The following is a 21,740-nucleotide window of genomic DNA, read 5'->3' on the forward strand; positions in this document are numbered from 1 at the left end:
AATTTTTCATATACCATCAAAAATTTGCATCAGCATACTCTTTTAGCCTGCTAATAACTTTGTCGTAATCGCTCACAACAATCATTGTTGTAGAAGTAACGCCAAATTCCAAAAATACCGCCCTTACTTCACGCTCTCGCAAGCCAAGTTCTTTGTATGCGATCGCCCACAATCTACTAGCCTGGGCTTGAGATATAAACATTTAACAATTAAGTAGATGATTGATATTCTTATTTTACGAGCCGACGTGTTGGTGATATTGAAAGATTCACTAGGAACTTACACCTTTCCCGATCGCACCACAGCCCCATCGATCGCCTGTCTCCCCGACCCCGACAAAGGCTGGAATTACCCAGAAAACGGCACAAAAACTTCAGGCTTAGAAGTAGTAATCAAACAGCCATATCCTGATGTGAGCGCGAATATTGGGGGCGATCGCACCTTCACTAATAGCTGGGAAATTCACCTCAAGCAATGGGATACAAATAAAAGTTTGGTAGAAGTAATTGGGCTTTTGAGTGGGGATTTACCTACTGATTACTTAATAGAAAGAGTTAGCCCAATGCCAGCGAACGACAAACTTTTGACCGTCGAACAGTGCAAGATTTTCATTAAAGATTGGCAGGTGAGGGAACCCTGATTCCGATTTAACCGGAGATCAGAATGAGTAAAACTTTTCAAGTCGGTGCAGGCAACAAGGTAAAGCTGTATGTAGCTTTATTGCCACTGGGCGATCGCACCGAGCCAACCGACGTATCAGCGATCGCCGCTAGTGGTATAACTAGCGCTGCAACTAGCATCACCGTAACTGCATTGACAGGAGCGATCGCAGGTGGCACACCTTTGACCTTTGATAATGGCACTGACAAGCTACAGGTTTATTTAACTCAAGATGCAAAACTTGGTGATACTGTTCTACATGTTGAACCCACCACTACTGCATTAACGGGCAGTTCTACAGCTAATTACGTGGCGAAATTGCGCTTATTAGGTGGTACGCAATTGAGTGCAAAATTGAATAGCGATCGGGCTGATGTGCTAGTTTTTGAAGATGCCCTTGGCTATAAAGATGGCGCGATAACTGGACAATCTTGGGAACTTCCTTGGACGGCGAATTTACTTTCCAGCGATGAAGCTTTTCGCCGCGTCTTCTTTGCTGCAAGTAATGCTGTTTCAGGGCGTGAAGTCTATGTTTGGCAGCAAGATCCACCACCCGCAGGTTATGCCGTAGGTGATGGCTTGAAAGGGGCTACTGTGGCGATGAACTTAGATAAGTCACTGCAAAGTTCTGCGATCTGCACAGTGACTTTTTCCCTAATGGGACAGGGTTCACCCACAATTACCCGCTATTCTTTGACGTAAAGGTTGAGAATAAAATCAAATATTCAAAAAGCTCAAATCTATACTCTGTATAGATTTGAGCTTTTATTTTATAGTATAATTATTTCAATATAAAAGCGTGACTCTACAAAGGCTGGCTGTGTCGTCTTGTTAATGAACCCGAAGAAATCCGCGTTAAGCGCCTTGCACTTAGAGGAAAAGCCAAGGACTACATCGTAACCACACCGCAAGGTGAAGAATTAGCAGTCACCAATATTTTTAAATTCAGCAAGGAGACTGGGTTGGATCATTCCAGCTTAATCAGAGTCGCCCGTGGCAAGCGCTCGCACTACAAAGGCTACCTCTGCCGATACGCCTAAGTTACTGGGGAATTTTGAATAGGTAAACCACTTGCCAAAAACAATGGCTATCACCCCACCCAAAAATGATTCTCGCCTTGGCAAGGGTTACTCCTATTTGTTCGCACTTTTCTTGACAACCCTAATCGCAGCCCAATCAACAGATATTTCCTTCAAAATCAACAACGGAGGGAAGATTGAATTTGCGATCGCCTCCCGCGAACTAAACGCCCAAATCTTCTATCCCTGTGTTGTGCTGATAGCTGGAATTTTGGGATTGCCGACGGATGCGTTGGCGAATGCTTTTGGCCACTTTTTGACGAAGGGGCGCGACTAATGTGGCAGCTAATTGGCTCACAAAACTACAGCGATGGATTGAGCAATTATTCAAACCGAAGAAGAAGCGCAGAACTTCACCGAAAATTATCAAGCGATGGTATGGGAAATATTGCGCCGTTTTGCGAATTGAACGCACCACGCCAGGGGGACTTAGCACCTACCGCATCACTTCAATATACGGCGAGTGCGATTACCTCATCACATTGGATTATCTCCCCGACTTGCAAGCAGAAATGGCTGGGCAATTCAACGGAACCCCTTTCAGATTGCGATCGCATGACAATCAGTATAATTCTGCACTTACGCATCGCTTTGCAGTCTGGCGCGTCTTCCGCAATGGGAGTGCTACTCCTATTGGTGTTTGGGATGTGGATCTCGAAGGATTTACCCAAAGTTTTGCGCTTCGACAACTCGCACCCCGTCGTGCAGTCGCGGGTGTTGCCCTAGCGCCGCTTTCACTTATTCATATCAGCAAGAATTCTAAACTTTCATGGCAAAATCAGATAGAGCATATAGACTGGCTTTTGCTCTTAGAACAGAGGATTAAAGGGGAGCTTTCAAATCCGCATCATAACTTGAAAGCGATCAATGTTTTGCAGGAGGGTTCCTGAAAAACTTTTCAGGAGCGATAAACATTGACCGATTATCATTGCTCTGTCTCGATGAATTCATAGAGCAGTGATCGCACTTTCTCTTGCCAATCTGGAATAGCTTGAATCTGTTCTAAAACAGATGGTTCAATTCTCAAACTTAGTTTGGCGTCTCTCGCCTCTGCTCTGTCTGTAGTAAATTTTCCTTGATTATTTCGTATTTTTTGCATCATTCACCTCCAATTACCTCTATTCTACATCAAAGCCACGTCCCCGTGGTGTAGAGTTTGTTGATGGTGAATGGCTAAAAATACAAAATTATTTATGCGAAATTCCCTTTACATCCATGTCCCCACGGTATACAATTAAGACATGAGGGAAAAAGTTCACCCCCTCAAACAAGGAGGTAAATGTCAGATCCATCTCACAAGGCTAACGGAAAAGACGAGGCAGAAATGCCCGCTATCCGACTCTTTCAATACGAGGACAACAAATGGGTTGAAGAAGATCCAGTCACCGGAGAGAAAGAAGAAATCAATAGACAAGACGTGATCGACGACTTAGATATTGATGACAAGGAAAGCGAAAGCTAACCCGTAGCCTGAAATAGCCCCCAACTGACCCTTGGGGGCTTCCTTCTCTATTCTAATTTTAACTTGCGGAGGCTTAGATGGAAAAGATAATTCATCCCATTAGATATCGACTCATTGAGCGCAAAATTACCGACGTAAGGTCTTACTGGCATTTTAAAAATGGTAAAACTTTTTACAACCCACTCAATTTGCCGGATGGTGATATTGAGTTCATGTTTGGCACAACTAAAAAAGAAGTTGTAATTGAATTATTTAAAATTAATGGTGGAAAAGTCGGTTACTATCTAGCAGACTTGCGTTCCAAAAAATATTACTACTGTGGACAGGATTGGGAAGATATCAGAGTTAAATTGCGATCGCTTGGCATCGGCAGAGACGATCCAATGGAAAGTGGTTGTTGAAAATTTTTTAGGAGCAGGACATAAGCCGGGTTCTGTATTATGGTGATCGCTCTCACCTCCTATCCCCAATTTCCGCGAACTTGCGATCGCCCAATGGATGGATCGCCAGCGACCAAATCCTGTAGAGACGATTAAGCACTTAGAGGATGCAGCGCCGGAACTGTCACGGGCTAAAAAATAACAGATCGTTCTAACATCAAAAACCTCCTGAAAAATTTTTCAGGAGGTTTTTGCTTGAAAAGTCACTTTTTGCGATCACTCACTTGAAACTTTGGTTCAATCGTTGCTGTCATCAGCCTCCTCCTGGGCTTTACGCTTCTTCCTCATCTGCTCATTTATTAATCGCTTATTTGATTTTTCGGAATACACAGACAGCCCATCAAGGACGAGCAACCGATAAAATTCGGCTTCTGTCCAGCCATCGGCAGCCGCTACACGTTGGATTTCTTCTACTAAAGGCTTCGGCAAATACACATCTACCCTTACCTTTGACTCTGTTTTAGTCCTGGGCATTTTTTCTGCTGCTTTCATAAATCTCTATTAATTGTGGGGTACTAGGGGGTTGCTTTGCGGTGCGTATTTTCAATTTATCATTATTTACCTGCATTAGTATCCCATTAGTATGCAGGCTGTGCTAAGATTTTTTCTGTTAACCTAGCTGCGGCTCTAGGGGTATGGACACCATCAAGGATTTAGAAACCCAGTTCAATAGCAATCCGGCTTATAACCAAGGCGAATTAATCGCCAGGATTAAAAACCAGAAAGCAATTATCAACAAACTCATTGACACAATACATGAGGCTAACGATCTGTTGTTGACGGCTGCATCAAGCGCAGAGGAGCCGGACAAGTTATTGCAAGCAGCCAAAGTACTAACTCAATCGCTGGCTGAGGTGGCAAAAGCATGAGCCGATCGCCTCAGTATTATGTCTACATCAATTCAGATGAATGGCGCGAAAAGTGTAAGAAATGCCACGTATTGACAAAATATCACTGTGTCGTATTCCCGTGGGCAAGGAGTCGGAACGTACATCATTTGACTTATCGGAATTTCCAAAAAGAAATGCCATTGCGTGACACGGTTCCACTCTCCAAGTTTGCACACTGGATCATCCATTGGTGGATATTTTGGAAAACTCCGTTACGCCCTTGGGTTAATTTCTTGCTGCGATCGCTTTTAATATTTTGGGCAGTTATTTGGTTTGTACTACCAACGAGAACTAAACGCACAAGGCGTAAGAAGTATGCGTGAAAAATTATCTAGCCTTGTCGCCCTTTCACTCGGAGGACTGGGATTAACCGTAACTACAATAGGCGCTGGGGTTCTAATACTAGGACTATCAGGCAAAGTAATTACACGGCTTGCTGATGCCTTAAAACCTCATGAGTTAACTATTGAAAAGATGGTGGCTTATGGAGGTAATGCTGGAATTATTGGTTTATGCACAATCAGCGTGGCGGCAATTTCTCAAGCAGTGTCAGACAAGCTAGCAGAAGCCAAAGTAGAAGAAATGATTGCTGAACTAGAAACAAGACATCACTGCAATGGGTGTATTTATTACTCTGCTAATAATTATTTACCTTGTGCAGTTCATCCTGAATTACCTCAAGATTGCTCAGATTTTACGTGAAAGTGGCATTATCTGTTCTAAATCCATCGTTGCACTATCTACCTGCATATCGTGCAAAGCATCCGCACCTATAAATTCTTTCATTGCACCGTTGCACCGCACAGCCACTAAAAACTGCATCTAGCAGCGCACTGCAACTTTTCTTGCATTAAGTGTTGATTAAATCTCTTGTAATTGTTCACAGCGCTTACAGCATAAGAAGTTGTACTAAATGTCAGTTACAACTGAATTTTTAAAAAGGAGAGAATATGCCCCTACAGAAGGAGAGAACAAGAATAATTTATGAAACTTGCTTAGGGAAGTCAGTCCGTGCTTACCAATGGCAAGAGCTAAAAAATCAGTTAGTATCTGCGCGATTGCCTCTCACTGTTGAGAATTTGCGGTTTGTCGCTAAGTGCAAAAGGATCGCACCAAGGAAGGTGATCACATCTCATGTATTGAATTTAGTAGTAGAGTCTGCCACTGACTTGAGCGGTGAAGTTAAGGGCGCGGTTATCAAGGATTACATCTACAAAAAATATCCTTCAATTTCCAAGCATAAGTTTTATCGGGTTTTCAGAAGTATGGGCATGAATTACCGCAACGATGGTACTTACTCCATTTCTGAGCTTGGAGAAGTTTTGTACAAATTATTTGCGTAGGAAGTTATGAACCAGAATCAAATTAAAGCAATTCAGTCTCGTCTAAAAAGCAGAAATCAAAAATTCACTCTCGAACAACTTAGAACGTATATTTTCACTCATTACCATGATGAGGAGTTAACAGAAGATCAGATGTCAGTGATTGTGGAAAAATTATCAGCATCTTCCGAGATGGTTCCAACAGGCGCAGGGGAATTAAGTCACGCTCAGAAGAAAACCTTGATTCAACAAGTCGCATCAACTTTAGATGTCAGCTTGCCGATTGAGCAGATTAAGTCAATCAGCCAAAAAATGGACTGGGCAATAAGTGATCGCGCCGAACTCAAAACCCGCATTCAGTCTGCAATCATCGCTTGGGTTGACCACCAAATTGAGCAAGACAAGCGACAGACTGATGACATAATGCAGCAGGTTGAAACTCATTTAATTGCGGGATTAGAAGAAAGCAACGAACACTTTAGCGGCAAAACACGCGCATTCTCCCGCCGTGTAGAAGAAGCGAGGGATAAATTTCGGGATTCAGAAGCAGAAATTCTCAGCCTCTTCAAAGTCCCTAGTTGAGCAAGTAGCAGAGTATCGCCAACAGCATAAATTCAACCTACTGCTGTTATTGCTACTGACTCCAGTTTTGTTGTTTGTAACTCAAAGAATATTTTATGAAGCACATCAAAACCCGTATCAGAACCAACACCAGAGCAGGTAAAGCCGCACAAAGGGTTGCTGGTGTATCTGTGGCGGAATTACAGAAGGCATTGACAGGCGATCGCGCCACACTGCAAAAGTTGGGGTCGATGTATCAAGAGGGCAAAATGGCGGCTACATTGATGCCAGCCATTATTGAGACGATGAAAACCAAAATCACCAATGAACAGGAATGGAATAAATTCTTAGGTGAATTTGTTGCCAGTGGCAGTAAGGCTGAGGTGGATATTCAAAAAGCCAAACGTCAAGCTAGTTTCGCCAATATCAAATATCTGAATGACATGGATGAACTGCGCGAACAGTTCAAAGCCTCACTTGAGATGGAGATAGGGCGACATAGCTGGGCCATTGACTACAACCGCGCCAAACTGTTCGCGGATATGGTAATTCAGGATGTTGAAGGACGAGTTCGCCTGCTTGAGCAGGGTTCTCGCATCCAGCTAAAGCAATTGCAAGAAAATCAAAGCTACGAGCTTAAAGTGGCGGAACATCTTTTAGAGCATGGAGACAACGCCGATTTATCTCTGATTCACAAACGGGATTACGCCGCTCAAGTAAAAAGTCCAATGGGGATAATTCAGCGACTACGCAATGCTTTAGGTATTTAATAAAACCCACTGCAATCACGTCAGATTGCAGTGGGTGCTAATAATTTTCTTCTTGATAAACCAATGTTACTTGACACGGACGTTACAGACCAGCAGGAAGACTCTGAGGCAAATCAGATACCTCGTGAATATCAAGATCATTTAAACCGTTTAGAAAAAGACTACCTGTCAGCTTGCGCGACGTTTACATTAATTCGTAATTTTTTACTTACATTGACTGCCAATTCTGCCAACATAACCCTATGTTTCCTAGCCATTGATTTTGGCTTAGGAGCAATGAGCGCAGGATTACTGGGATTCTCCCTTGGGTTAATTCCCGCCATGATTGATATTGGTGAGGCAGGGATTGACCTTTCGAGTGAGTACAAAGTACGAGATATTCCACGAGTAGTATTTGGCTGTAGTAAGTTAATAGCTTCTGCTGGTATTTCATGGAATGCAACCAAGGAATACAGACAGCTTATGCAATACGCCAACGAATCGATCCAGGCTTTTGAAGTTGAAGTAAAAAACTACGAAATCAAAGTACAGCCTACCGATGGGCTGACTATCAACTTGCAATTACAGATTGTGATGGGAGCATCTTTAGGTTTGGCCTTATTACCAGTTCTTTGGAAGATGATTAGGAGATATTGATGGATTGGTTGAAGTTGTTCAAACAACAGAATCAATTCAGTACTGGACTGGCGATCGCTCTGTCTGTGACGGGATTGGGATTGTCAGTCTATTCTTTGTCTGGCACTAAATATGATGTGATTGAGTTTTGTTTCAAGCCCAAAAAAAATAATAATCGCGCCGCTAAGTATTGCACTCAAGACAAGCAGTACATTATCCCAGAAGGATACTGGAGACAAGAAAATTATGTTCCAACCAACCCACGCTTTCAGCCGCAAGGGACATTTATTCTGTCTGATAAAGCAACGCGACTACGAACAATTCCGGCTACCAATCCTGATGCTAAAAACTGGGCTTTGGGCAGTTTGATTCTATTGTCGAGTAGTACACTGCTAACATCAAAGCGATTACAACGCTACAAGCGAGAGTTTGTAGCTTACTTTGAACAACTCAAAACTGACTTAAACCAAGAAATTCAAGTCAACGAGCAACAGCGTGAAATCACTACACATAAAATCGCTGTTGAAACCGAGTACATAAAAGATCGGGTAACTCGCAACGACCAAATTACTCGCATCAAGGATAAGAGTGAAGGTGAGCGCGAGTTTGACCGAGAACAGGCTGAAAAACAAAATCAATTAGCTGAGTATCAGCGTCTGCTACAATTGGCTAAATTTAAGGCAGAGATAGCCAAATTAGAGGCAGAAGAAGCAAAGCACAGGAGTGAAGCGAATAGGCTTTTATCGGCTGTCTCTGTTTCTTTGGAGTTGACCGAAGAAATAGATTACGAAGCTTTATGCCCCGGAAAAGTGGGTGAGCTTGAATTCTACGACTGGCGGGATTTAGTTGATGATGCCGTCGGGATTATTGTTGCTGGTAACTCTGGAAGTGGTAAAACTTCGGTTGCTGTTTGGGTCGCAGGGTGGTTGACCAAAGATGAGCCAGCACAAGTTTTGGCTCTTGACCCTCATGCCAATGTCAATATCTTGTGGGGTGAACTAGGGATTCACGCCATATCTGATTTCCCGCTAATTGAACAGCAATTAATCCTATTAATTGAGCTACTTGATTCCCGGCGAGAACTTAACAAACAGCAGCTAGATTTAGAGCCGACAATTATTGTTTTTGGTGATGAGATCAATGCCTGCCTAGATAGCTTCTCAAACAAAGAAATTATTGAACTAGCGTTAAGGCGATTAGGTTCAGAAGGCAGAAAATACAAAATTATATTCATTGCCTTAAACCAGTCGTCTAACGCCAATGATTTAAATATTTCGGCACAAATGAGGAATAACTATCTCCTAATAGCTCTCAATGCCACTGCAAGACAGTTAGCCAAGCAATGGAAAAAGGATGACCCCAGAAAAAAACACGTTGATGAATTAGCCTACAGCTGCATTGTCAGTGGCGCTGTTCCCGAATCCTTAGCCATACATCCCACCCACCACACTTACAAGCAGTTCAAGAAAAAGGGCAATAAGCCAAAAGGCTTGCTACAAATCAACCAACTTCCTCTCACCATTCCTTTAGCGTCTCCAGAGGATATTCAAACTGACTGGCACAAAGATTTAGTTGCCTGGGCAGACCAGCTGGGGAAAGTGCCAACACCAGACTTAATCAAAGAAAAATGGGAAGAAATGATGGGACACATGCCAAGCAGCAAACAAGTAGAACTACTGCACGAGTACCTATTAAACCGCAATTAGATTACTCGGTGCGCTACGGCAACAACTACAGTAGAGAATGTGTGATCGCTCGTCAGTTTCTTGAAAAGTATGGTTCCTTGTGTTGTTGCTGTTTAAAGCATAAGTTTAACGAGTTACACCACACCCACTACGGCGGCAATCACCTGGGGAAAAATTGGTTTCCAACGTGCGAGAGATGTCACACCGAGGTTTGCCACAATTCAGTTAACTGGATCGTTGATAATAAAAATCCAGTCTGGGGCAACCGAAATACTGAAGAATTTGTTAGGCGGTTAAGTTTGGGATATCAACTTTTGTATTCAGAATAACTAAAGTGCGGCAATTCCAAAAGCGATCGCCCAACATAACCGCAATGACCTGCTGCAAAAGTTCGCCTCCTGAAAAATTTTTCAGGAATAAAATTAGCACAAAATTAGCTCAGTAATTTTTGCCGCCCTTCAAAACACTTGCCTAATAAAGCTTCTAGTTCTTAACACTACTGCCTTACAAGCAGGATGTCATCAGTTCGAGTCTGGTACTGCCCATAATTGGAAAGCCGCCACTTGGCGGCTTTTTTGTGACTTTACCCATAACTTTGCCGCAACGGCAAGCTTATGCTTCCAATAAAGGGTGGCAAGGTTATGGTTCCAGTTATATGAGCTGTTATAGTTTTACATATAACAGCTTACAAACCAAACTCACGTCGTGCATCATTAAAAGCAGCGCGGACTTGTTTATATCTAAAACACCCCGGATTTGGTATTAATTCACAAACGCGACCTTCTGTGGGATACACACCCTGAGCATTAAGGCTAAGGACAATCTCTCTAACTTCGCTGCAAAATTTTCCTATGCTTTTGAGACGGCAAGCTTTATTGTAATTACGACATTTAGCAGAAATAGCACTACACAAATCTGGAAAGTGTCTAGAAATAGTTCTGTTGTGATTACCTTAAAAAAGAACCAAGGTAATCTTTATAATGAAGTTGAAAAACTTTTCCAGTCAGGGATAGGCACAGGATTTCAGGAGATTCAACATAGTACCTATAAAACAGAAGAAGTAGGGCACGGTCGTCATGAGATTCGCCATTATCTAATGTTATCTGGTATTCAATCGCGGCTTGACCCAGATTCGATCTGGTCAAAATTAAATAGTGTTGGTATGGTAGAGTCCGTCCGTTCATTGGATGGTAAAACAACAGTTGAAACTCGTTATTTTATCAGTAGTCTTGAGGATGATGCTGAACAGTTTGCCAATTCAGTTCGCAGTCATTGGGGAATTGAGAATTCATTACATTGGAGAGGCAGCGCGTTGCGGGGGTTCCCCCCGTTGTAGCGACTGCCGTTATTAGATGTCGCCTTAAGAGAAGATGACTCTAGAATTAGAAAGAATAATGCACCAGAAAACTTTGCAGTATTGCGGCACATTGCAGTCAATCTTTTAAGTCAAGAGAAGCGTGTAAAACGTGGAATAAAAAACAAACAGTTTCTCGCCGCGATAGATAACAACTATTTAACAAGAGCATTAGCTTAAATTAATATATGAAAAACTGAATTGAATATTTTACGTGAAAGTTTGCCTTTATCTCCAGATAAACATACTTTTATTTACCCAATAAATAAGTTTTTTTACTATTAACAGATAGCGATTAAACTTCAGATAAGTTAATTTAACTTTTTGAATATCTGGTATTTGTTTTGCTTATCATTTTCTCACTTTTTACAATGATATATATCATTTTTAAATCTTTTTTAGTTTTTATTAGTAAATAAGATGCGTTTCCCCTGCTTCTTTACTGCTTTGCTAGAAGAAGTTGGAGATGGTGTCAAATTTGGGCGAGTTGGTTGCTTTGCTGCTGTTAATTCCTCTTGCAGCATTTTCTGATAAACCTTAGGCAAAGAACTACTAATAGAATTAGTTTCTAAGCCATATCCCAGACTTGTCCAAGTGGGAGAGAGTCGCCGCAAAACATCATTTAACTTTCCCTGGCGCAACAGTTGAGAAATATCAACTCCCCAAACTTTAGAATCACTTAACCAACGGTAAATTACTACATCTTGATATTCCGCTTCAAAACTATAAGCAGTCCAAAACATCATCTGCATTGGTTTTGGGTGATAACGGGGGGCTAAATGATACCAAGTAACGTTGATAATTTGATATCTGCCAGCAGCAGTAGAACAATTACCTGTGTTGGGGCCTGTGACAATTGTGACGCATATCTCAGGATGTCGGCTGAGGTCGTTGACTTGCTGTCCACCGTATAACAGCGAATAAGGACGGTTCCCACTAGCCTCACTTGCCGAGATGGTTCGCATTAAGGCGCGGATATAGGGGTCGCCCTGTTTCATGACCAAAGGCGGCTGTTTATTTTCAAAGATGGGATCGGAAGGCGATCGCAAGTCTCCAATATACCATTGCAACAAATATACAAAGCCAAGAAGCGCGGCTATTGGGCCAATAAGTTTTTCAACACCTTTGAATTCAAAGCCTTTCAGAGTGTGACTCCTTCAAATTCGCTCTCTTTACTAACAAAAATCATCGACGAACTCATTCTGACAAAGTTCACACCTGATTGTTAGTTATTATTCCCGATTTGCTCATCGCTTGTCTGTTGTAAAGGCTACGGTGTACACACAAGTCTTGAAATCCCACCTAAAACTTGCTTTCGTTGCCCTAGTAGTTCGCCAACCCAAGGAGGTCGGCAGAGGAGCAGGGGAGCAGAGGAGAGATTTGTATCAAGTTCTTTCCCCTCTGCCCCTCTGCTTGCCACCACGCAAAATTCCCTTGGCAGACTACTAGTCTTAAAAATTAGCGGGATAAATGGAGTTTCCAGTTACCCAAAATTTGGGTATTGATGGGGCTGGAAGGGTTGGAACCCTTGCGGGTCTTGTTGTGTACACCGTAGGTTATAAAGAGAGAGCGATCGCTTTAAGGAGTGGAATCAAGGGATGGTTACGTTGCCTCTCTACGAGACACCAAGGGCGAACGCTCCAAATTCAAATTTCTGAGAAGATGTAAGCCGCTCATTTTGGAGATGGGAATAGAATCCCGTGGAATATCAGCACTGTTGAAATAGCTCCTTAAAGCTTTTTGAGGCTGCTTCCGGTTTGGCAATAATTTCGACAATTTTATTACGTGCATCTGCTTCAAACAGTGCCTCAATAGCAACTTGAGCGACTTTCTGTCTGGGGATGCTACCGTCAAACAGTGTATCTGCACTTTGCATCACGATCTGGTCGGAGTTATCTTCATTCTTCAACCCCCCAGGGCGCACAATTGTATAAGTAAGACCACTTTTCTGGATATACTCTTCGGCTTGTTTTTTCCACAACAAAATTAGCCAAAACAAGTTTAATGGATGGAAAAGCTGGGAAGTACACAAAGAGGAAACCAAGACAAAATGCTCAATTCCCTTTGTTTTTGCAGCATCTACTAAATTTTTAGTCCCTTCAAAGTCTACTTTATAAGGACCAGTGGGGTCAAAGCTCGGTTTTGCCCCAGTAGCAACCAACAGAACTGTGCTATCTCCCAATGCAGCAGTTAAGCTTTCTGGTTGTAACACGTCACCTACTACCAATTCGGCTTCAGGAGACAGAATACCCCTAGCTTTTTCTATATCCCGCACTAGAGCGATGACGGGAATGTTCCGGGCGATCAATTCTTGCACAATCCGGCGACCTGTTTCACCTGTTGCCCCTGCTACAAATGCTTTCATGAGAAATGCTATCCTGGGAAACTATTGTGTGCTTGTTCAGTTCTTTATTTTAGTAATTCTATGGAGTTGATGGTAGATTAATGAGGTTTCGGTCAAAATTGGCTCTGAATGCGAAATGACCCAGGAGTGTGGGGAATTATTAATATAGACCAACGCCAAAATATACAGTGATGCATTTATGCTTTCAAGAAAAAGCGAATATAAATCCTGGGAAATAACGGAAGCAGTTTTACCTGTAGTGTCCACCCCAGAAGAAACTAAGGAAACTTTAACAGAAACAAATGTAGCGACGCTCACAAAATTTTACGGTCGTTATCAAGATTGTATGGAAATGGCTGCCCCCGTCGAGAAAGTTGCTGAGTATCTCAACGCCCACTCTTCGTGGTTTTCGCGCTGCGCTGAACCTATGAAGGTACAATCACTTGGGGAAAATGGCTATGCTTTAGTAATTGGTCGTTTTGGTTCTTTTGGTTATGAAGTAGAACCAAAAATTGGTTTGGAATTGCTGCCTCCAGAGGAGGGTATTTACCGCATCCGTACAATCCCTATTCCTGACTACCAACCGCCTGGTTATGACGTAGACTATCGGGCATCTCTACAGTTAGTCAAAACCGATGTTTCTACAAGTGTTGGTGAGGTTACAAGAGTTGAATGGGAACTAGATTTGATAGTTTATCTTCACTTTCCCCGGTTTATTCAGCGATTACCTAAGTCTATAGTTCAATCTACAGGCGATCGCTTACTTAATCAAATCGTCCGTCAAGTCTCCCGTCGTTTAACTCGCAAAGTTCAGCAAGATTTTCATAAATCTTTAGAAATACCCTTTGCTGCCAATTCCAAGCAAAAACGGTGAAGGGCAGGGGGCAGGAGTTATATTTCTTTCATCTCCATAACTCATTACTCATTACTCACTAGTCAGCACTCTCAGGGCTTGAAACCATCTTGGCAGAGTCAATCTCAAGCAACTATGTGTGACTCCTGATATCATCTTTGGTAAATTATCTTTCATTCCTAAAGAACCCCAAAGAGCTTTAACTCCTTGGGGTTTAGTATATTACATTAATACTACAACTACCAATTTTGTGCGATCGCCAACACTAAACCTTAATAAATTCTTATATTAATAAAAAGCTACTCTATCCGTAACCAGTATTAAACTGTTCCTGGATTTATGTTTGTCAATACCTTCATCAAACGTCCAGTCCTGACTACGGTCTGCACGTTCATCATTTTGCTGCTGGGAAGCATCTGTATTCCGATTCTTCCCATTTCTCAACTACCAGACCTCGCTCCGGTGCAAATCACCGTTAGCTCCAATAATACTGGTGCGGATGCTCAAACAACAGAAAGTACTGTCACCAATATTATTGAGCGACAAATTAATGGTGTTAAAGGTGTATCCTATATATCTTCTAATACGGGTAATGATGGTTCCAGCAATATAACTGTCTCCTTCCCAACAGATGTCAATAGCGATATTGCTCAAGTAAACGTTCAAAATAAAGAAGGACTTGCTTCACCTCAATTGCCAGATACTGTTCAACGAACAGGTGTCACCGTTGAAACGGCATCGAGCAGTCTGCTTCTCGTCTATGGGTTTTACTCAGATAATAATGAGTATGACAACATTTTTATCAGTAATTATGTCGATCTGTTTATTCTCGATCAGGTCAAACGGCTTCCTGGTGTAGGAAAAGCTACGATTTTTGGAGAACGCAAATATGCGATGCGTCTTTGGCTTGATCCCAACAAGCTTGCTCAACATAAACTAACTCCTCAAGATGTGACAACTGCCCTGCAAGAACAAAATATTCAGGTGGGTGCAGGGGCAATTGGTAAGGAACCAGCACCAGATAATCAAAGCTTCGAATTTGCTTTACGGGCAACTAGTCGATTTAAAGATGCGGCTGAATTTGAGGATATGGTGCTGAAGGTGAGTCAAGGTGGCACTAATGGTACTACTAATAGCACCACTAATAGTACCAGCACTACTAATAGCAGCAGTAATAGCACCCTAGTTAAGCTCAGAGATATCGGTCGAGTTGAACTGGGAGCTGAGAGCTATCTGGCTGATGCCAAATTCACCATTCCAGGGAATGCTCCCAAGCCAGCCGTGGGTTTGGGGATATATCAACTTCCGGGTAGTAATGCCCTAGACGTTGCCCATGCTGTTGAAGACCAAATCAAAATACTGGAGAAGAGTTTTCCACCTGGACTAAAAGGACAGGTGGCATTTGATACCACTCCATTTGTAGAAATTTCTTTAGAAGAAGTTCTACAAACTCTGGTTGAAGCGATTATCCTGGTGGTCTTGGTAATTTTTGTCTTTTTACAAGACTGGCGTACCACGATCATTCCCACTGTGGCGATCCCCGTTTCTCTGGTTGGGACGTGTGCGGCTCTGTTGGTTTTAGGATTTCAGATTAATACACTGACTTTATTTGGTTTCGTTCTGGCCATCGGTCTGGTTGTCGATGATGCCATTATTGTGGTGGAGGCAGTTGCAGTCAAACTGGAGCAGGGCTTGAGACCCTTGGAGGCTGCGATAGAAGCCATGAAAGAGTTAACTGGAGCAGTCATTGCCACTTCACTTGTACTCATGGCGGTATTCATTCCAGTTACATTCATTCCGGGCACTACTGGGATTGTCTACAAACAATTTGGGTTAACCGTAGCTTGCTCTATTGCCATTTCCACCTTCAATGCTTTAACTTTCTCTCCGAGTATGGCAGCCATCCTCATGCGCCCGGCTCAGACTCCACGGGGCCCTTTGGGGTGGTTTTTTGGGCTGTTTAATCGGGGATTTAGCTGGTTTACGCGCCGATATGTCGGCTTTGTTAGCTACCTTACCCATGTCAAGCCGATTGTAATTGGGGTTTTCATTACTGGTTTAGTAGCAACGGTTTTAATGTACAAAGCAGTGCCTACTGGATTTATTCCAGAGGAAGATCAGGGTTACTTCTTTGTAGTTGTCCAAGGGCCTGATGGCGTTTCTTTGAAATACACCGAATCGGTGATGGAGCGCGTTGCCAAAGAAGTAACATCGCTTCCCGAAGTTCAAGCTAGTTTTATGATCAGTGGTTTTGGTTTCGATGGCAATGCTTCCAATTTAGGCATTGCCTTTGCTAACCTAAAACCTTGGAAAGAGAGAGCTGAAGAATCTCAGTCTGTCTATGGAATACTTCAGAGGATGAACAAAAAGCTCTCTGCAATTACAGATGCTAGAGCGATCGCTGTCAATGCTCCGCCAGTTAGAGGATTAAGTAGTACAGGTGGTTTTGAGTTTATCATTCAAGATAAAACCGGAAGTGCGCCGATTCAAACCCTGCTTGATACTGCTCAAAAATTCATTGGGGCGGCCAATAAAAACCCTGCTCTCCAACGAGTCTTCACTCAGTTCACCGCAGACACTCCTCAGTTTGATATCCAGGTGAACCGCAACCAAGCCAAAGCTCTCGGCGTTGAACTCAACGACATCTTCGGGGCGTTGCAAAGTTACTTGGGGTCGCAATATGTGAATGACTTTGTGCAGGGACAGCGACAGTATCGAGTATATGTCCAAGCAGATGGGGTTTTTCGCTCTAATCCAGACGATATTGGCAAGCTCTATGTCCGCTCTGCAACTGGGGCGATGATTCCGTTGAGCAATCTGGTGAAAGTTACTCCCTTTGTCGGTCCGAAAACCATTTCTCATTACAACTTATACAGGTCAATCAAAGTCCAGGGATCTCCTGCTCCTGGCGCTAGTTCTGGACAAGCGATTCAAGCGATGGAGAAACTAGCAGCAGAGGTATTACCTCAAGGGTTTGGTTATGAGTGGACAGGGACTTATCTCCAGGAAAAGACATCTGGGGGATCTACGGGCTTGATTTTTGCCTTCGCCTTCGTTATTGTCTTTCTGGTGCTAGCGGCTCAGTATGAAAGCTACGTTGACCCGATCATTATTTTGCTGACAGTTCCTCTGGCAGTTTTGGGAGCAATGACGGCAATTTGGCTGCGTTCTAATATTTTCATGGCAGGTAGCCTCTTCCCAAAAGTGGTGGATGATATCTATTGCCAGGTAGGTTTGGTGACTTTGATTGGTCTAGCTGCAAAGAACGCGATTTTAGTCGTGGAATTTGCCAATCAGCAGCATGAGCAGGGCATGAGCTACACGCGAGCAGCGGTGAAAGCGGGGCAAGAACGTCTGCGACCCATCTTAATGACCTCCTTTGCCGCGTTGTTAGGATTTTTGCCCTTGGTGATCTCTCAGGGAGCTGGAGCCAGCAGCCGTTGGTCTCTAGGAACAGCGCTGTTTGGCGGGCTGCTGCTTTCGACGTTCTTGAGTTTGTTCTTAGTGCCAATTCTGTATATTTTGGTTAAGAGCTTGGCTCAGGCTATATTTTCTCGGAAGCGGGGAGGCTCAAACCCACCAAATTCTCCAAATGGAGCTTCGGGAGCGAGACATGAAGCTCTACCCGCAAGCTCAAGTCAACCAGAGGCACAACTCAGGTCTCAGCAAGATGGGATAACCTAACTTTTAGTATGTGAGTAGGGAGTAATGAGTAATGAGTAGTGAGTAATGGAGATGGAGGAGAAATGAACTCTTGCTCCCTGCTCCCTGCTCCCTGCCCCGTGCCTCCTGCCTCCTGTCTTCTTCCCCCTGCCTCCTGCCTCCTCGCTTGTATCCATAAGACCCTCTAACTCTGATACCATTTTCTGTAATTTCCTGCTTGCTAAAAGAATTAGTCGAATAGAATTAAGTACTTAGATAAGGAAGAGTGAAATGGGACTTAGCGACGGACTTTTGAATCCGACCAAAAAGGCTATGGTCATAGAGGACTGTTGCAACATGATTGAAGGACAGCTTGCATCCAAGTCAGGTATGAGCGGCATCGCTTTGAAAACTGCCTTTGCTGCTTTGAAGGGGATTAAACCAGGGTACATCCCCTATGTAGTTGAGCAGATATTGCCGCAATGCTTCACAGCACTTGATCCTATGTGGAGTAAAGGCATAGAGAAAGGCGACCCAATTGAATATCTGAGTGCGAATCGCTCTGATACGGCAGACGCTCTACTGGGTGTCACCGATGCGAGAGTCAAGAGCGCAAAGCGCCCAATCGTGCGAGGAACCTATGAAAAACTTCGCGGTTCCGCCAAAAAGCACGTAGAAGAAGCAGTGCCAGATTTAGCCCAACTAATCAATAATTACACTAAGGTCTGAGCCAGAGAAGTAGAGACGCGATTAATCGCGTCTTTTAGAAACGTGGCAAGCGTAGAAGCTTCTTCCGCTTGTCTTCAAATATCGCCTCAAAACTTCACCAACCCTAAATCGCGTTCCGCCCGTTGGATAGTTGTGGTAGAAGTGCGATCGCATACCCTTTTAGTATTTAAGCATTTGCACCCAGAATAGAAGAGTCATAGTGCTGTAGCAAATCTTCGGGGTCATTGTAAATTGCGATCGCTCCTGACAGTTGTTCATCGCTAAAGCCACCGCAGCGCAGACCAATCACAGCTACCCCTGCTTTGTCGGCAGCCTCAATATCGTAGGGCGAATCTCCTAGCATCACGACTTTTTCAGGTGTCATTTGCCCTTTATTCAAGGCTGCTTCTACAATGTCAGGAGCAGGTTTAGATGCTTCAGCATCATCGGATGTAGTTACTTCCGTTAGCAAATCATCTACATGGGCAATTTTGAGCATGATATCGAGTTCTTCAGAACTTGCTGAACTAGCGACAACCAAATGCAATCCCGATTCTTGCATCTTCAATATTAATTTTCTGCTCCCATTGGCAGCAGTAATTTGTGGTATATGTTTGTCAAGTAATAGTTCTTTGCGTAATTGAGCGATCGCTTTACCAGTTCCTTCTTCACCATTTAATTCTGGCACCACTTTGGGAATCAGTTGATCTCCACCCATACCCATAAGTGGTCTAACTGTTTCAAATGGCACTTCCAAGTCATAAGCTGCAAACGCCTCTACCCAGGTATTTGCATGAGCATCATTACTTAAAACCAGTGTGCCATCAATATCTAAAATCACCCCTTCTAATGCCATGAAAAACCTCGGCTGACGTTTTGTTTCATAGCTGATGATGACATGGCAAATAGTTTACTTCATCATCCCATGAGAGGAGGAGGGGGTTAGAGAAAAAAGGCGATCGCCTGAGATAATTCTAGAAGGTGCATAGACGCATTCGCGCAGCGTTTGTCTGCGACATGCTGCGCGAGCGTAGAGGGGATTAGTGGGATAGGTTCATAGTCAATGTGCAATGGTGTACCCATCCCCTGTAGGCGATGTCTACGACGGGCTGCGCCTACGCTATGCATCCTCGCTGGATTTGGGCGATGCCTACGGCGGCAAGCTACGCACAACCTAAGTTAAACTACTTTGCCATGTTTAGATCATTTAGGCGCACGGAAACCGGCAAGTTGTGCTGTTGCTGGGTCTTTGAAACAAATATCCGGCTTGACTTTTTCATAATCTAAGGTTTTGGGAAGGTGGTAAATGTTGCCTCTCTTCTTGGTAATTTTGCCTTTTACCAGTGCATCACTTGGGCAAGTTGTTTCGTTTTGTGGCTTCACTCCGAGATTTTGTGCTGCTAAAACTGCTGTTTTATTCGCCGATGCTGGCTTCTTGGAGCTAGAAGTTGTATTTCCAGGAACAGGACTAGGTGCTGTACTAGGAACAGGACTAGCTGCTGTACTAGAGGCAGGACTGGCTGGAGCAACAGCAGTTGGTGTTTGAGACGTAGTACTAGTAGATTCTTCAGGTTTGGGACTACAACTACCTAGCATCAGCACTGTAAATAACGTCAATAACATGCTCAGTTGTCGAGGTTTTAATTGATTGCCCGTTGTCATTAATTCTTGCTCCTCATCTTAAATATATTTAATTCCCAATATTTTACCCGATACTGACTTCATCACTCTGTACATCAGAAGTCCCACTCACCCCTCTAGCAGTCTATTTACTTTGTTTAGTGTATTTACTATTGATATCTCCGGCGAACTTAATGTGGGTTGATTAGCACGCTGACTCCAAGTGCCCAGCCCAATCACACCATCCATCCTGCTAATACATCACTTGGATAATGGACTCCTAGATACAAACAGAATTAATTACATGGCGATTCTTAACTAGGCAAGATTGATGATTTTTGACAGAATTCTTGGTAATCTAGTTCTACTTGTAAAGAAGTGCTGATTGCATACTTAAGGATTTGATTACGCCAATCAGATGAGTGAGCAAACTTGATTAAATCATCTGCGATCGCAGAACCTTGTCTACCACCACTGCGTAATTGATCCCATGCTGTCACTTCACCCATTGTATGCATCAACTTCTCTAAACGTCCCAGTTTTCCATCCCACGCCTGTAAACTCACCCGATCTTGTACTGGCTGTAACTCTCGCAAAACATAAGATTTATTCCCCTCAACTATTACCCCTAAAAGAGCAGGTGGGGTTCCTTGCACCCGTTGTTGGATAGCTACTACCCGTGCAGATTCACTCGACCAATCCGGCTGAGGTAGTGTTAAATAGGGTTGTAATGAGGAAGTTTTTGTTTGCTTCAAATCTAAGAGATAATTGCCATCAGGAGAACCTTTACCTTCTACTAAAACTGCATAACGTTCTAACCCTAAACTACCTGTACCAGCTATTCGCTGTTGTACATCTAAAACTTGATAAAAATTAGCATCTTTTTGTGTAGATTTGTGCCAGTTGGAGATGAGTTTTGTGATTTTTTGCTGTTCTGCTTCTGTCGCTTCCATAACGCGTTTATTGTCAATAATTAAGTACCGCTTACCTTTCTTTTGCTTGGTGTGCTGATCTAAAAATTCTGGGCGAAGGCGGTTTTTTAAACTTCTTAATAAATCTTTAACTAAGCCCGAAGCGGTTTCCTTTTCCACACTTCTGGGAGTACCTCTAGCTAAAGCGTTGCTGTAAGCATCAAGAAAGGAATTGCCTAAATGCAATGCTTCTGATTCATTCACCTTCAACGCGTGAGAGCCAACTATCACACTGGTAATAAACCTCACCACATCCCAGGTGCAAGGAGCAAGACATGCTTCGTCAAAATCATTAAGATCAAAGTAAACTAATCGGTTATCACCTTTATAACTACCAAAGTTTTCCAGGTGCAAGTCACCACAAATCCATACTGGCGGGGCTGCATTCAGTGGGGAATCTTTAGGGAAGTCTTCGTAAAATAAATGACATGTGCCACGATAAAAAGTAAAAACATCAGAACGCATTGCCTTGTATTTTAATTCAAGTAATTTTGGGTTGCGTCCAAGGTTAAAGTGATGAATTCTGTCAATGATATTGTTTGTCATAATTTTTGGTTTTATGCTGTAGAATACAGCATATTTCATTCAGTTAAGTGAAGTGCATAGATAAAACCTGAACTCCCCGTTGCCTTTGAGTCAACAGCAGTACCACCCCCGACAATCTCCGTCATCACAAGTCAGTATTCGGTCATGCACTTTGGAATTGTAGTAGTACTCAAAAGTTTACTGTGGCTGGGCTATTTCTAAGCGAAGCCTACGGCGGA

General features: G+C 43.1%; 31 protein-coding genes. 20 read left to right on the forward strand and 11 right to left on the reverse strand.

From position 1 onward, the window contains the following. Positions 1-16: 16 nt before the first annotated feature. Complete coding sequence (locus tag V7L31_RS24250) at positions 17-202, reverse strand: hypothetical protein (RefSeq protein WP_334698627.1); 186 nt, start codon at positions 200-202, stop codon at positions 17-19. A 15-nt stretch (positions 203-217) separates the two neighbouring features. On the opposite strand from V7L31_RS24250, the gene V7L31_RS24255 reads away from it, so the two are divergent. From V7L31_RS24255 to V7L31_RS24270, 4 genes are all read left to right on the forward strand, one after another. Then, the gene (locus tag V7L31_RS24255) at positions 218-640 is read left to right on the forward strand and encodes a hypothetical protein (protein ID WP_334698628.1); all 423 of its coding nucleotides are present in this window, start codon (positions 218-220) and stop codon (positions 638-640) included. 23 nt (positions 641-663) lie between these two features. Then, complete coding sequence (locus V7L31_RS24260; RefSeq protein WP_334698629.1) at positions 664-1,362, forward strand: hypothetical protein; 699 nt, start codon at positions 664-666, stop codon at positions 1,360-1,362. 381 nt (positions 1,363-1,743) lie between these two features. Then, a complete protein-coding gene (locus V7L31_RS24265; protein WP_334698630.1) occupies positions 1,744-2,016 on the forward strand; it encodes a hypothetical protein in 273 nt (90 codons plus the stop codon). A gap of 1 nt (position 2,017) precedes the next feature. Beyond that, on the forward strand, positions 2,018-2,629 hold the full coding sequence (locus V7L31_RS24270; RefSeq protein ID WP_334698631.1) for a hypothetical protein: 612 nt from the start codon (positions 2,018-2,020) through the stop codon (positions 2,627-2,629). A 35-nt stretch (positions 2,630-2,664) separates the two neighbouring features. Here V7L31_RS24270 and V7L31_RS24275 read toward each other — a convergent pair whose 3' ends face one another. Beyond that, the gene (locus V7L31_RS24275) at positions 2,665-2,841 is read right to left on the reverse strand and encodes a hypothetical protein (protein ID WP_334698632.1); all 177 of its coding nucleotides are present in this window, start codon (positions 2,839-2,841) and stop codon (positions 2,665-2,667) included. A gap of 177 nt (positions 2,842-3,018) precedes the next feature. Between V7L31_RS24275 and V7L31_RS24280 the strand changes: the two genes are divergently transcribed. Both V7L31_RS24280 and V7L31_RS24285 read left to right on the forward strand, forming a co-directional pair. After that, entirely contained in the window at positions 3,019-3,201 is a 183-nt protein-coding gene (locus V7L31_RS24280; RefSeq protein WP_334698633.1) for a hypothetical protein, read from the forward strand. Between the two features lie 77 nt (positions 3,202-3,278). Then, the gene (locus tag V7L31_RS24285) at positions 3,279-3,602 is read left to right on the forward strand and encodes a hypothetical protein (protein WP_334698634.1); all 324 of its coding nucleotides are present in this window, start codon (positions 3,279-3,281) and stop codon (positions 3,600-3,602) included. Positions 3,603-3,878: 276 nt separating this feature from the next. On the opposite strand, the gene V7L31_RS24290 is transcribed toward V7L31_RS24285, so the two are convergent. After that, positions 3,879-4,115, reverse strand: coding sequence for a hypothetical protein (locus V7L31_RS24290; protein WP_334698635.1), 237 nt, complete (start codon positions 4,113-4,115; stop codon positions 3,879-3,881). Between the two features lie 161 nt (positions 4,116-4,276). Between V7L31_RS24290 and V7L31_RS24295 the strand changes: the two genes are divergently transcribed. Then, positions 4,277-4,510 carry a hypothetical protein gene (locus tag V7L31_RS24295; RefSeq protein WP_334698636.1) on the forward strand — a complete coding sequence of 78 codons (234 nt, stop codon included), beginning with the start codon at positions 4,277-4,279 and terminating at the stop codon, positions 4,508-4,510. A gap of 133 nt (positions 4,511-4,643) precedes the next feature. On the opposite strand, the gene V7L31_RS24300 is transcribed toward V7L31_RS24295, so the two are convergent. Further along, the gene (locus V7L31_RS24300) at positions 4,644-4,832 is read right to left on the reverse strand and encodes a hypothetical protein (protein ID WP_334698637.1); all 189 of its coding nucleotides are present in this window, start codon (positions 4,830-4,832) and stop codon (positions 4,644-4,646) included. Between the two features lie 14 nt (positions 4,833-4,846). Here V7L31_RS24300 and V7L31_RS24305 point away from each other — a divergent pair, with 14 nt between their 5' ends. Then, entirely contained in the window at positions 4,847-5,233 is a 387-nt protein-coding gene (locus tag V7L31_RS24305; RefSeq protein WP_334698638.1) for a hypothetical protein, read from the forward strand. On the opposite strand, the gene V7L31_RS24310 is transcribed toward V7L31_RS24305, so the two are convergent. Then, complete coding sequence (locus tag V7L31_RS24310; protein WP_334698639.1) at positions 5,219-5,353, reverse strand: hypothetical protein; 135 nt, start codon at positions 5,351-5,353, stop codon at positions 5,219-5,221. The genes V7L31_RS24305 and V7L31_RS24310 overlap by 15 nt on opposite strands. A 128-nt stretch (positions 5,354-5,481) precedes the next feature. On the opposite strand from V7L31_RS24310, the gene V7L31_RS24315 reads away from it, so the two are divergent. From V7L31_RS24315 to V7L31_RS24340, 6 genes are all read left to right on the forward strand, one after another. Beyond that, positions 5,482-5,874: a hypothetical protein gene (locus V7L31_RS24315; RefSeq protein ID WP_334698640.1), complete on the forward strand. Its 393-nt coding sequence runs from the start codon at positions 5,482-5,484 to the stop codon at positions 5,872-5,874. 6 nt (positions 5,875-5,880) lie between these two features. After that, entirely contained in the window at positions 5,881-6,435 is a 555-nt protein-coding gene (locus V7L31_RS24320) for a hypothetical protein (protein WP_334698641.1), read from the forward strand. A gap of 95 nt (positions 6,436-6,530) precedes the next feature. Then, on the forward strand, positions 6,531-7,184 hold the full coding sequence (locus V7L31_RS24325) for a hypothetical protein (protein WP_334698642.1): 654 nt from the start codon (positions 6,531-6,533) through the stop codon (positions 7,182-7,184). 63 nt (positions 7,185-7,247) lie between these two features. Continuing rightward, positions 7,248-7,820: a hypothetical protein gene (locus V7L31_RS24330; RefSeq protein ID WP_334698643.1), complete on the forward strand. Its 573-nt coding sequence runs from the start codon at positions 7,248-7,250 to the stop codon at positions 7,818-7,820. Next, positions 7,820-9,505: an ATP-binding protein gene (locus V7L31_RS24335; RefSeq protein WP_334698644.1), complete on the forward strand. Its 1,686-nt coding sequence runs from the start codon at positions 7,820-7,822 to the stop codon at positions 9,503-9,505. The genes V7L31_RS24330 and V7L31_RS24335 overlap by 1 nt, the downstream gene beginning before the upstream one ends. 901 nt (positions 9,506-10,406) lie before the next feature. Continuing rightward, entirely contained in the window at positions 10,407-10,820 is a 414-nt protein-coding gene (locus tag V7L31_RS24340) for an ISAs1 family transposase (protein ID WP_442944482.1), read from the forward strand. A 416-nt stretch (positions 10,821-11,236) separates the two neighbouring features. Here the strand turns inward: V7L31_RS24340 and V7L31_RS24345 are convergent, their stop codons facing one another. After that, the gene (locus tag V7L31_RS24345) at positions 11,237-11,947 is read right to left on the reverse strand and encodes a glycoside hydrolase family 24 protein (protein WP_334698846.1); all 711 of its coding nucleotides are present in this window, start codon (positions 11,945-11,947) and stop codon (positions 11,237-11,239) included. Positions 11,948-12,308: 361 nt separating this feature from the next. Between V7L31_RS24345 and V7L31_RS24350 the strand changes: the two genes are divergently transcribed. Beyond that, on the forward strand, positions 12,309-12,506 hold the full coding sequence (locus tag V7L31_RS24350) for a hypothetical protein (RefSeq protein WP_334698645.1): 198 nt from the start codon (positions 12,309-12,311) through the stop codon (positions 12,504-12,506). 40 nt (positions 12,507-12,546) lie between these two features. On the opposite strand, the gene V7L31_RS24355 is transcribed toward V7L31_RS24350, so the two are convergent. Beyond that, positions 12,547-13,203 (reverse strand): NAD(P)H-binding protein, encoded by a 657-nt coding sequence (locus V7L31_RS24355; protein WP_334698646.1) that lies wholly within the window; start codon positions 13,201-13,203, stop codon positions 12,547-12,549. 178 nt (positions 13,204-13,381) lie between these two features. Between V7L31_RS24355 and V7L31_RS24360 the strand changes: the two genes are divergently transcribed. From V7L31_RS24360 to V7L31_RS24380, 5 genes are all read left to right on the forward strand, one after another. Beyond that, a complete protein-coding gene (locus V7L31_RS24360) occupies positions 13,382-14,056 on the forward strand; it encodes a DUF1997 domain-containing protein (protein WP_334698647.1) in 675 nt (224 codons plus the stop codon). A gap of 118 nt (positions 14,057-14,174) precedes the next feature. Further along, on the forward strand, positions 14,175-14,327 hold the full coding sequence (locus V7L31_RS24365) for a hypothetical protein (RefSeq protein WP_334698648.1): 153 nt from the start codon (positions 14,175-14,177) through the stop codon (positions 14,325-14,327). A gap of 47 nt (positions 14,328-14,374) precedes the next feature. Further along, positions 14,375-17,719: an efflux RND transporter permease subunit gene (locus V7L31_RS24370; RefSeq protein ID WP_334698649.1), complete on the forward strand. Its 3,345-nt coding sequence runs from the start codon at positions 14,375-14,377 to the stop codon at positions 17,717-17,719. Between the two features lie 249 nt (positions 17,720-17,968). Continuing rightward, a complete protein-coding gene (locus V7L31_RS24375; protein WP_334698650.1) occupies positions 17,969-18,406 on the forward strand; it encodes a DUF6918 family protein in 438 nt (145 codons plus the stop codon). Between the two features lie 42 nt (positions 18,407-18,448). Then, positions 18,449-18,595, forward strand: a complete 147-nt coding sequence (locus tag V7L31_RS24380) for a hypothetical protein (RefSeq protein ID WP_334698651.1) — start codon at positions 18,449-18,451, stop codon at positions 18,593-18,595. Here the strand turns inward: V7L31_RS24380 and V7L31_RS24385 are convergent. The 4 genes from V7L31_RS24385 to V7L31_RS24400 form a co-directional block, all read right to left on the reverse strand. Beyond that, a complete protein-coding gene (locus V7L31_RS24385) occupies positions 18,573-19,241 on the reverse strand; it encodes an HAD family hydrolase (protein WP_334698652.1) in 669 nt (222 codons plus the stop codon). The genes V7L31_RS24380 and V7L31_RS24385 overlap by 23 nt on opposite strands. An 86-nt stretch (positions 19,242-19,327) precedes the next feature. Continuing rightward, a complete protein-coding gene (locus V7L31_RS24390) occupies positions 19,328-19,513 on the reverse strand; it encodes a hypothetical protein (RefSeq protein ID WP_334698653.1) in 186 nt (61 codons plus the stop codon). A 75-nt stretch (positions 19,514-19,588) separates the two neighbouring features. Next, entirely contained in the window at positions 19,589-20,047 is a 459-nt protein-coding gene (locus V7L31_RS24395) for a sunset domain-containing protein (protein WP_334698654.1), read from the reverse strand. A gap of 272 nt (positions 20,048-20,319) precedes the next feature. Beyond that, positions 20,320-21,522: a DUF2252 domain-containing protein gene (locus tag V7L31_RS24400; protein ID WP_334698655.1), complete on the reverse strand. Its 1,203-nt coding sequence runs from the start codon at positions 21,520-21,522 to the stop codon at positions 20,320-20,322. Between the last annotated feature and the right edge of the window lie 218 nt (positions 21,523-21,740).

This window comes from Nostoc sp. (assembly GCF_036916655.1).
Lineage (GTDB): Bacteria > Cyanobacteriota > Cyanobacteriia > Cyanobacteriales > Nostocaceae > Nostoc.

Bases quoted from the DNA above. Each gene is read 5' to 3' on its own strand.
- V7L31_RS24260 (WP_334698629.1), top strand. From the start codon at position 664: ATGAGTAAAACTTTTCAAGTCGGTGCAGGCAACAAGGTAAAGCTGTAT.
- V7L31_RS24360 (WP_334698647.1), top strand. From the start codon at position 13,382: ATGCTTTCAAGAAAAAGCGAATATAAATCCTGGGAAATAACGGAAGCA.
- V7L31_RS24325 (WP_334698642.1), top strand. From the start codon at position 6,531: ATGAAGCACATCAAAACCCGTATCAGAACCAACACCAGAGCAGGTAAA.
- V7L31_RS24265 (WP_334698630.1), top strand. From the start codon at position 1,744: ATGGCTATCACCCCACCCAAAAATGATTCTCGCCTTGGCAAGGGTTAC.
- V7L31_RS24255 (WP_334698628.1), top strand. From the start codon at position 218: ATGATTGATATTCTTATTTTACGAGCCGACGTGTTGGTGATATTGAAA.
- V7L31_RS24250 (WP_334698627.1), bottom strand. From the start codon at position 202: ATGTTTATATCTCAAGCCCAGGCTAGTAGATTGTGGGCGATCGCATAC.
- V7L31_RS24315 (WP_334698640.1), top strand. From the start codon at position 5,482: ATGCCCCTACAGAAGGAGAGAACAAGAATAATTTATGAAACTTGCTTA.
- V7L31_RS24275 (WP_334698632.1), bottom strand. From the start codon at position 2,841: ATGATGCAAAAAATACGAAATAATCAAGGAAAATTTACTACAGACAGA.
- V7L31_RS24330 (WP_334698643.1), top strand. From the start codon at position 7,248: ATGTTACTTGACACGGACGTTACAGACCAGCAGGAAGACTCTGAGGCA.
- V7L31_RS24375 (WP_334698650.1), top strand. From the start codon at position 17,969: ATGGGACTTAGCGACGGACTTTTGAATCCGACCAAAAAGGCTATGGTC.
- V7L31_RS24310 (WP_334698639.1), bottom strand. From the start codon at position 5,353: ATGCAGTTTTTAGTGGCTGTGCGGTGCAACGGTGCAATGAAAGAATTT.
- V7L31_RS24320 (WP_334698641.1), top strand. From the start codon at position 5,881: ATGAACCAGAATCAAATTAAAGCAATTCAGTCTCGTCTAAAAAGCAGA.
- V7L31_RS24395 (WP_334698654.1), bottom strand. From the start codon at position 20,047: ATGACAACGGGCAATCAATTAAAACCTCGACAACTGAGCATGTTATTG.
- V7L31_RS24355 (WP_334698646.1), bottom strand. From the start codon at position 13,203: ATGAAAGCATTTGTAGCAGGGGCAACAGGTGAAACAGGTCGCCGGATT.
- V7L31_RS24295 (WP_334698636.1), top strand. From the start codon at position 4,277: ATGGACACCATCAAGGATTTAGAAACCCAGTTCAATAGCAATCCGGCT.
- V7L31_RS24390 (WP_334698653.1), bottom strand. From the start codon at position 19,513: ATGCATAGCGTAGGCGCAGCCCGTCGTAGACATCGCCTACAGGGGATG.
- V7L31_RS24400 (WP_334698655.1), bottom strand. From the start codon at position 21,522: ATGACAAACAATATCATTGACAGAATTCATCACTTTAACCTTGGACGC.
- V7L31_RS24370 (WP_334698649.1), top strand. From the start codon at position 14,375: ATGTTTGTCAATACCTTCATCAAACGTCCAGTCCTGACTACGGTCTGC.
- V7L31_RS24385 (WP_334698652.1), bottom strand. From the start codon at position 19,241: ATGGCATTAGAAGGGGTGATTTTAGATATTGATGGCACACTGGTTTTA.
- V7L31_RS24305 (WP_334698638.1), top strand. From the start codon at position 4,847: ATGCGTGAAAAATTATCTAGCCTTGTCGCCCTTTCACTCGGAGGACTG.
- V7L31_RS24350 (WP_334698645.1), top strand. From the start codon at position 12,309: ATGGAGTTTCCAGTTACCCAAAATTTGGGTATTGATGGGGCTGGAAGG.
- V7L31_RS24290 (WP_334698635.1), bottom strand. From the start codon at position 4,115: ATGCCCAGGACTAAAACAGAGTCAAAGGTAAGGGTAGATGTGTATTTG.
- V7L31_RS24280 (WP_334698633.1), top strand. From the start codon at position 3,019: ATGTCAGATCCATCTCACAAGGCTAACGGAAAAGACGAGGCAGAAATG.
- V7L31_RS24285 (WP_334698634.1), top strand. From the start codon at position 3,279: ATGGAAAAGATAATTCATCCCATTAGATATCGACTCATTGAGCGCAAA.
- V7L31_RS24335 (WP_334698644.1), top strand. From the start codon at position 7,820: ATGGATTGGTTGAAGTTGTTCAAACAACAGAATCAATTCAGTACTGGA.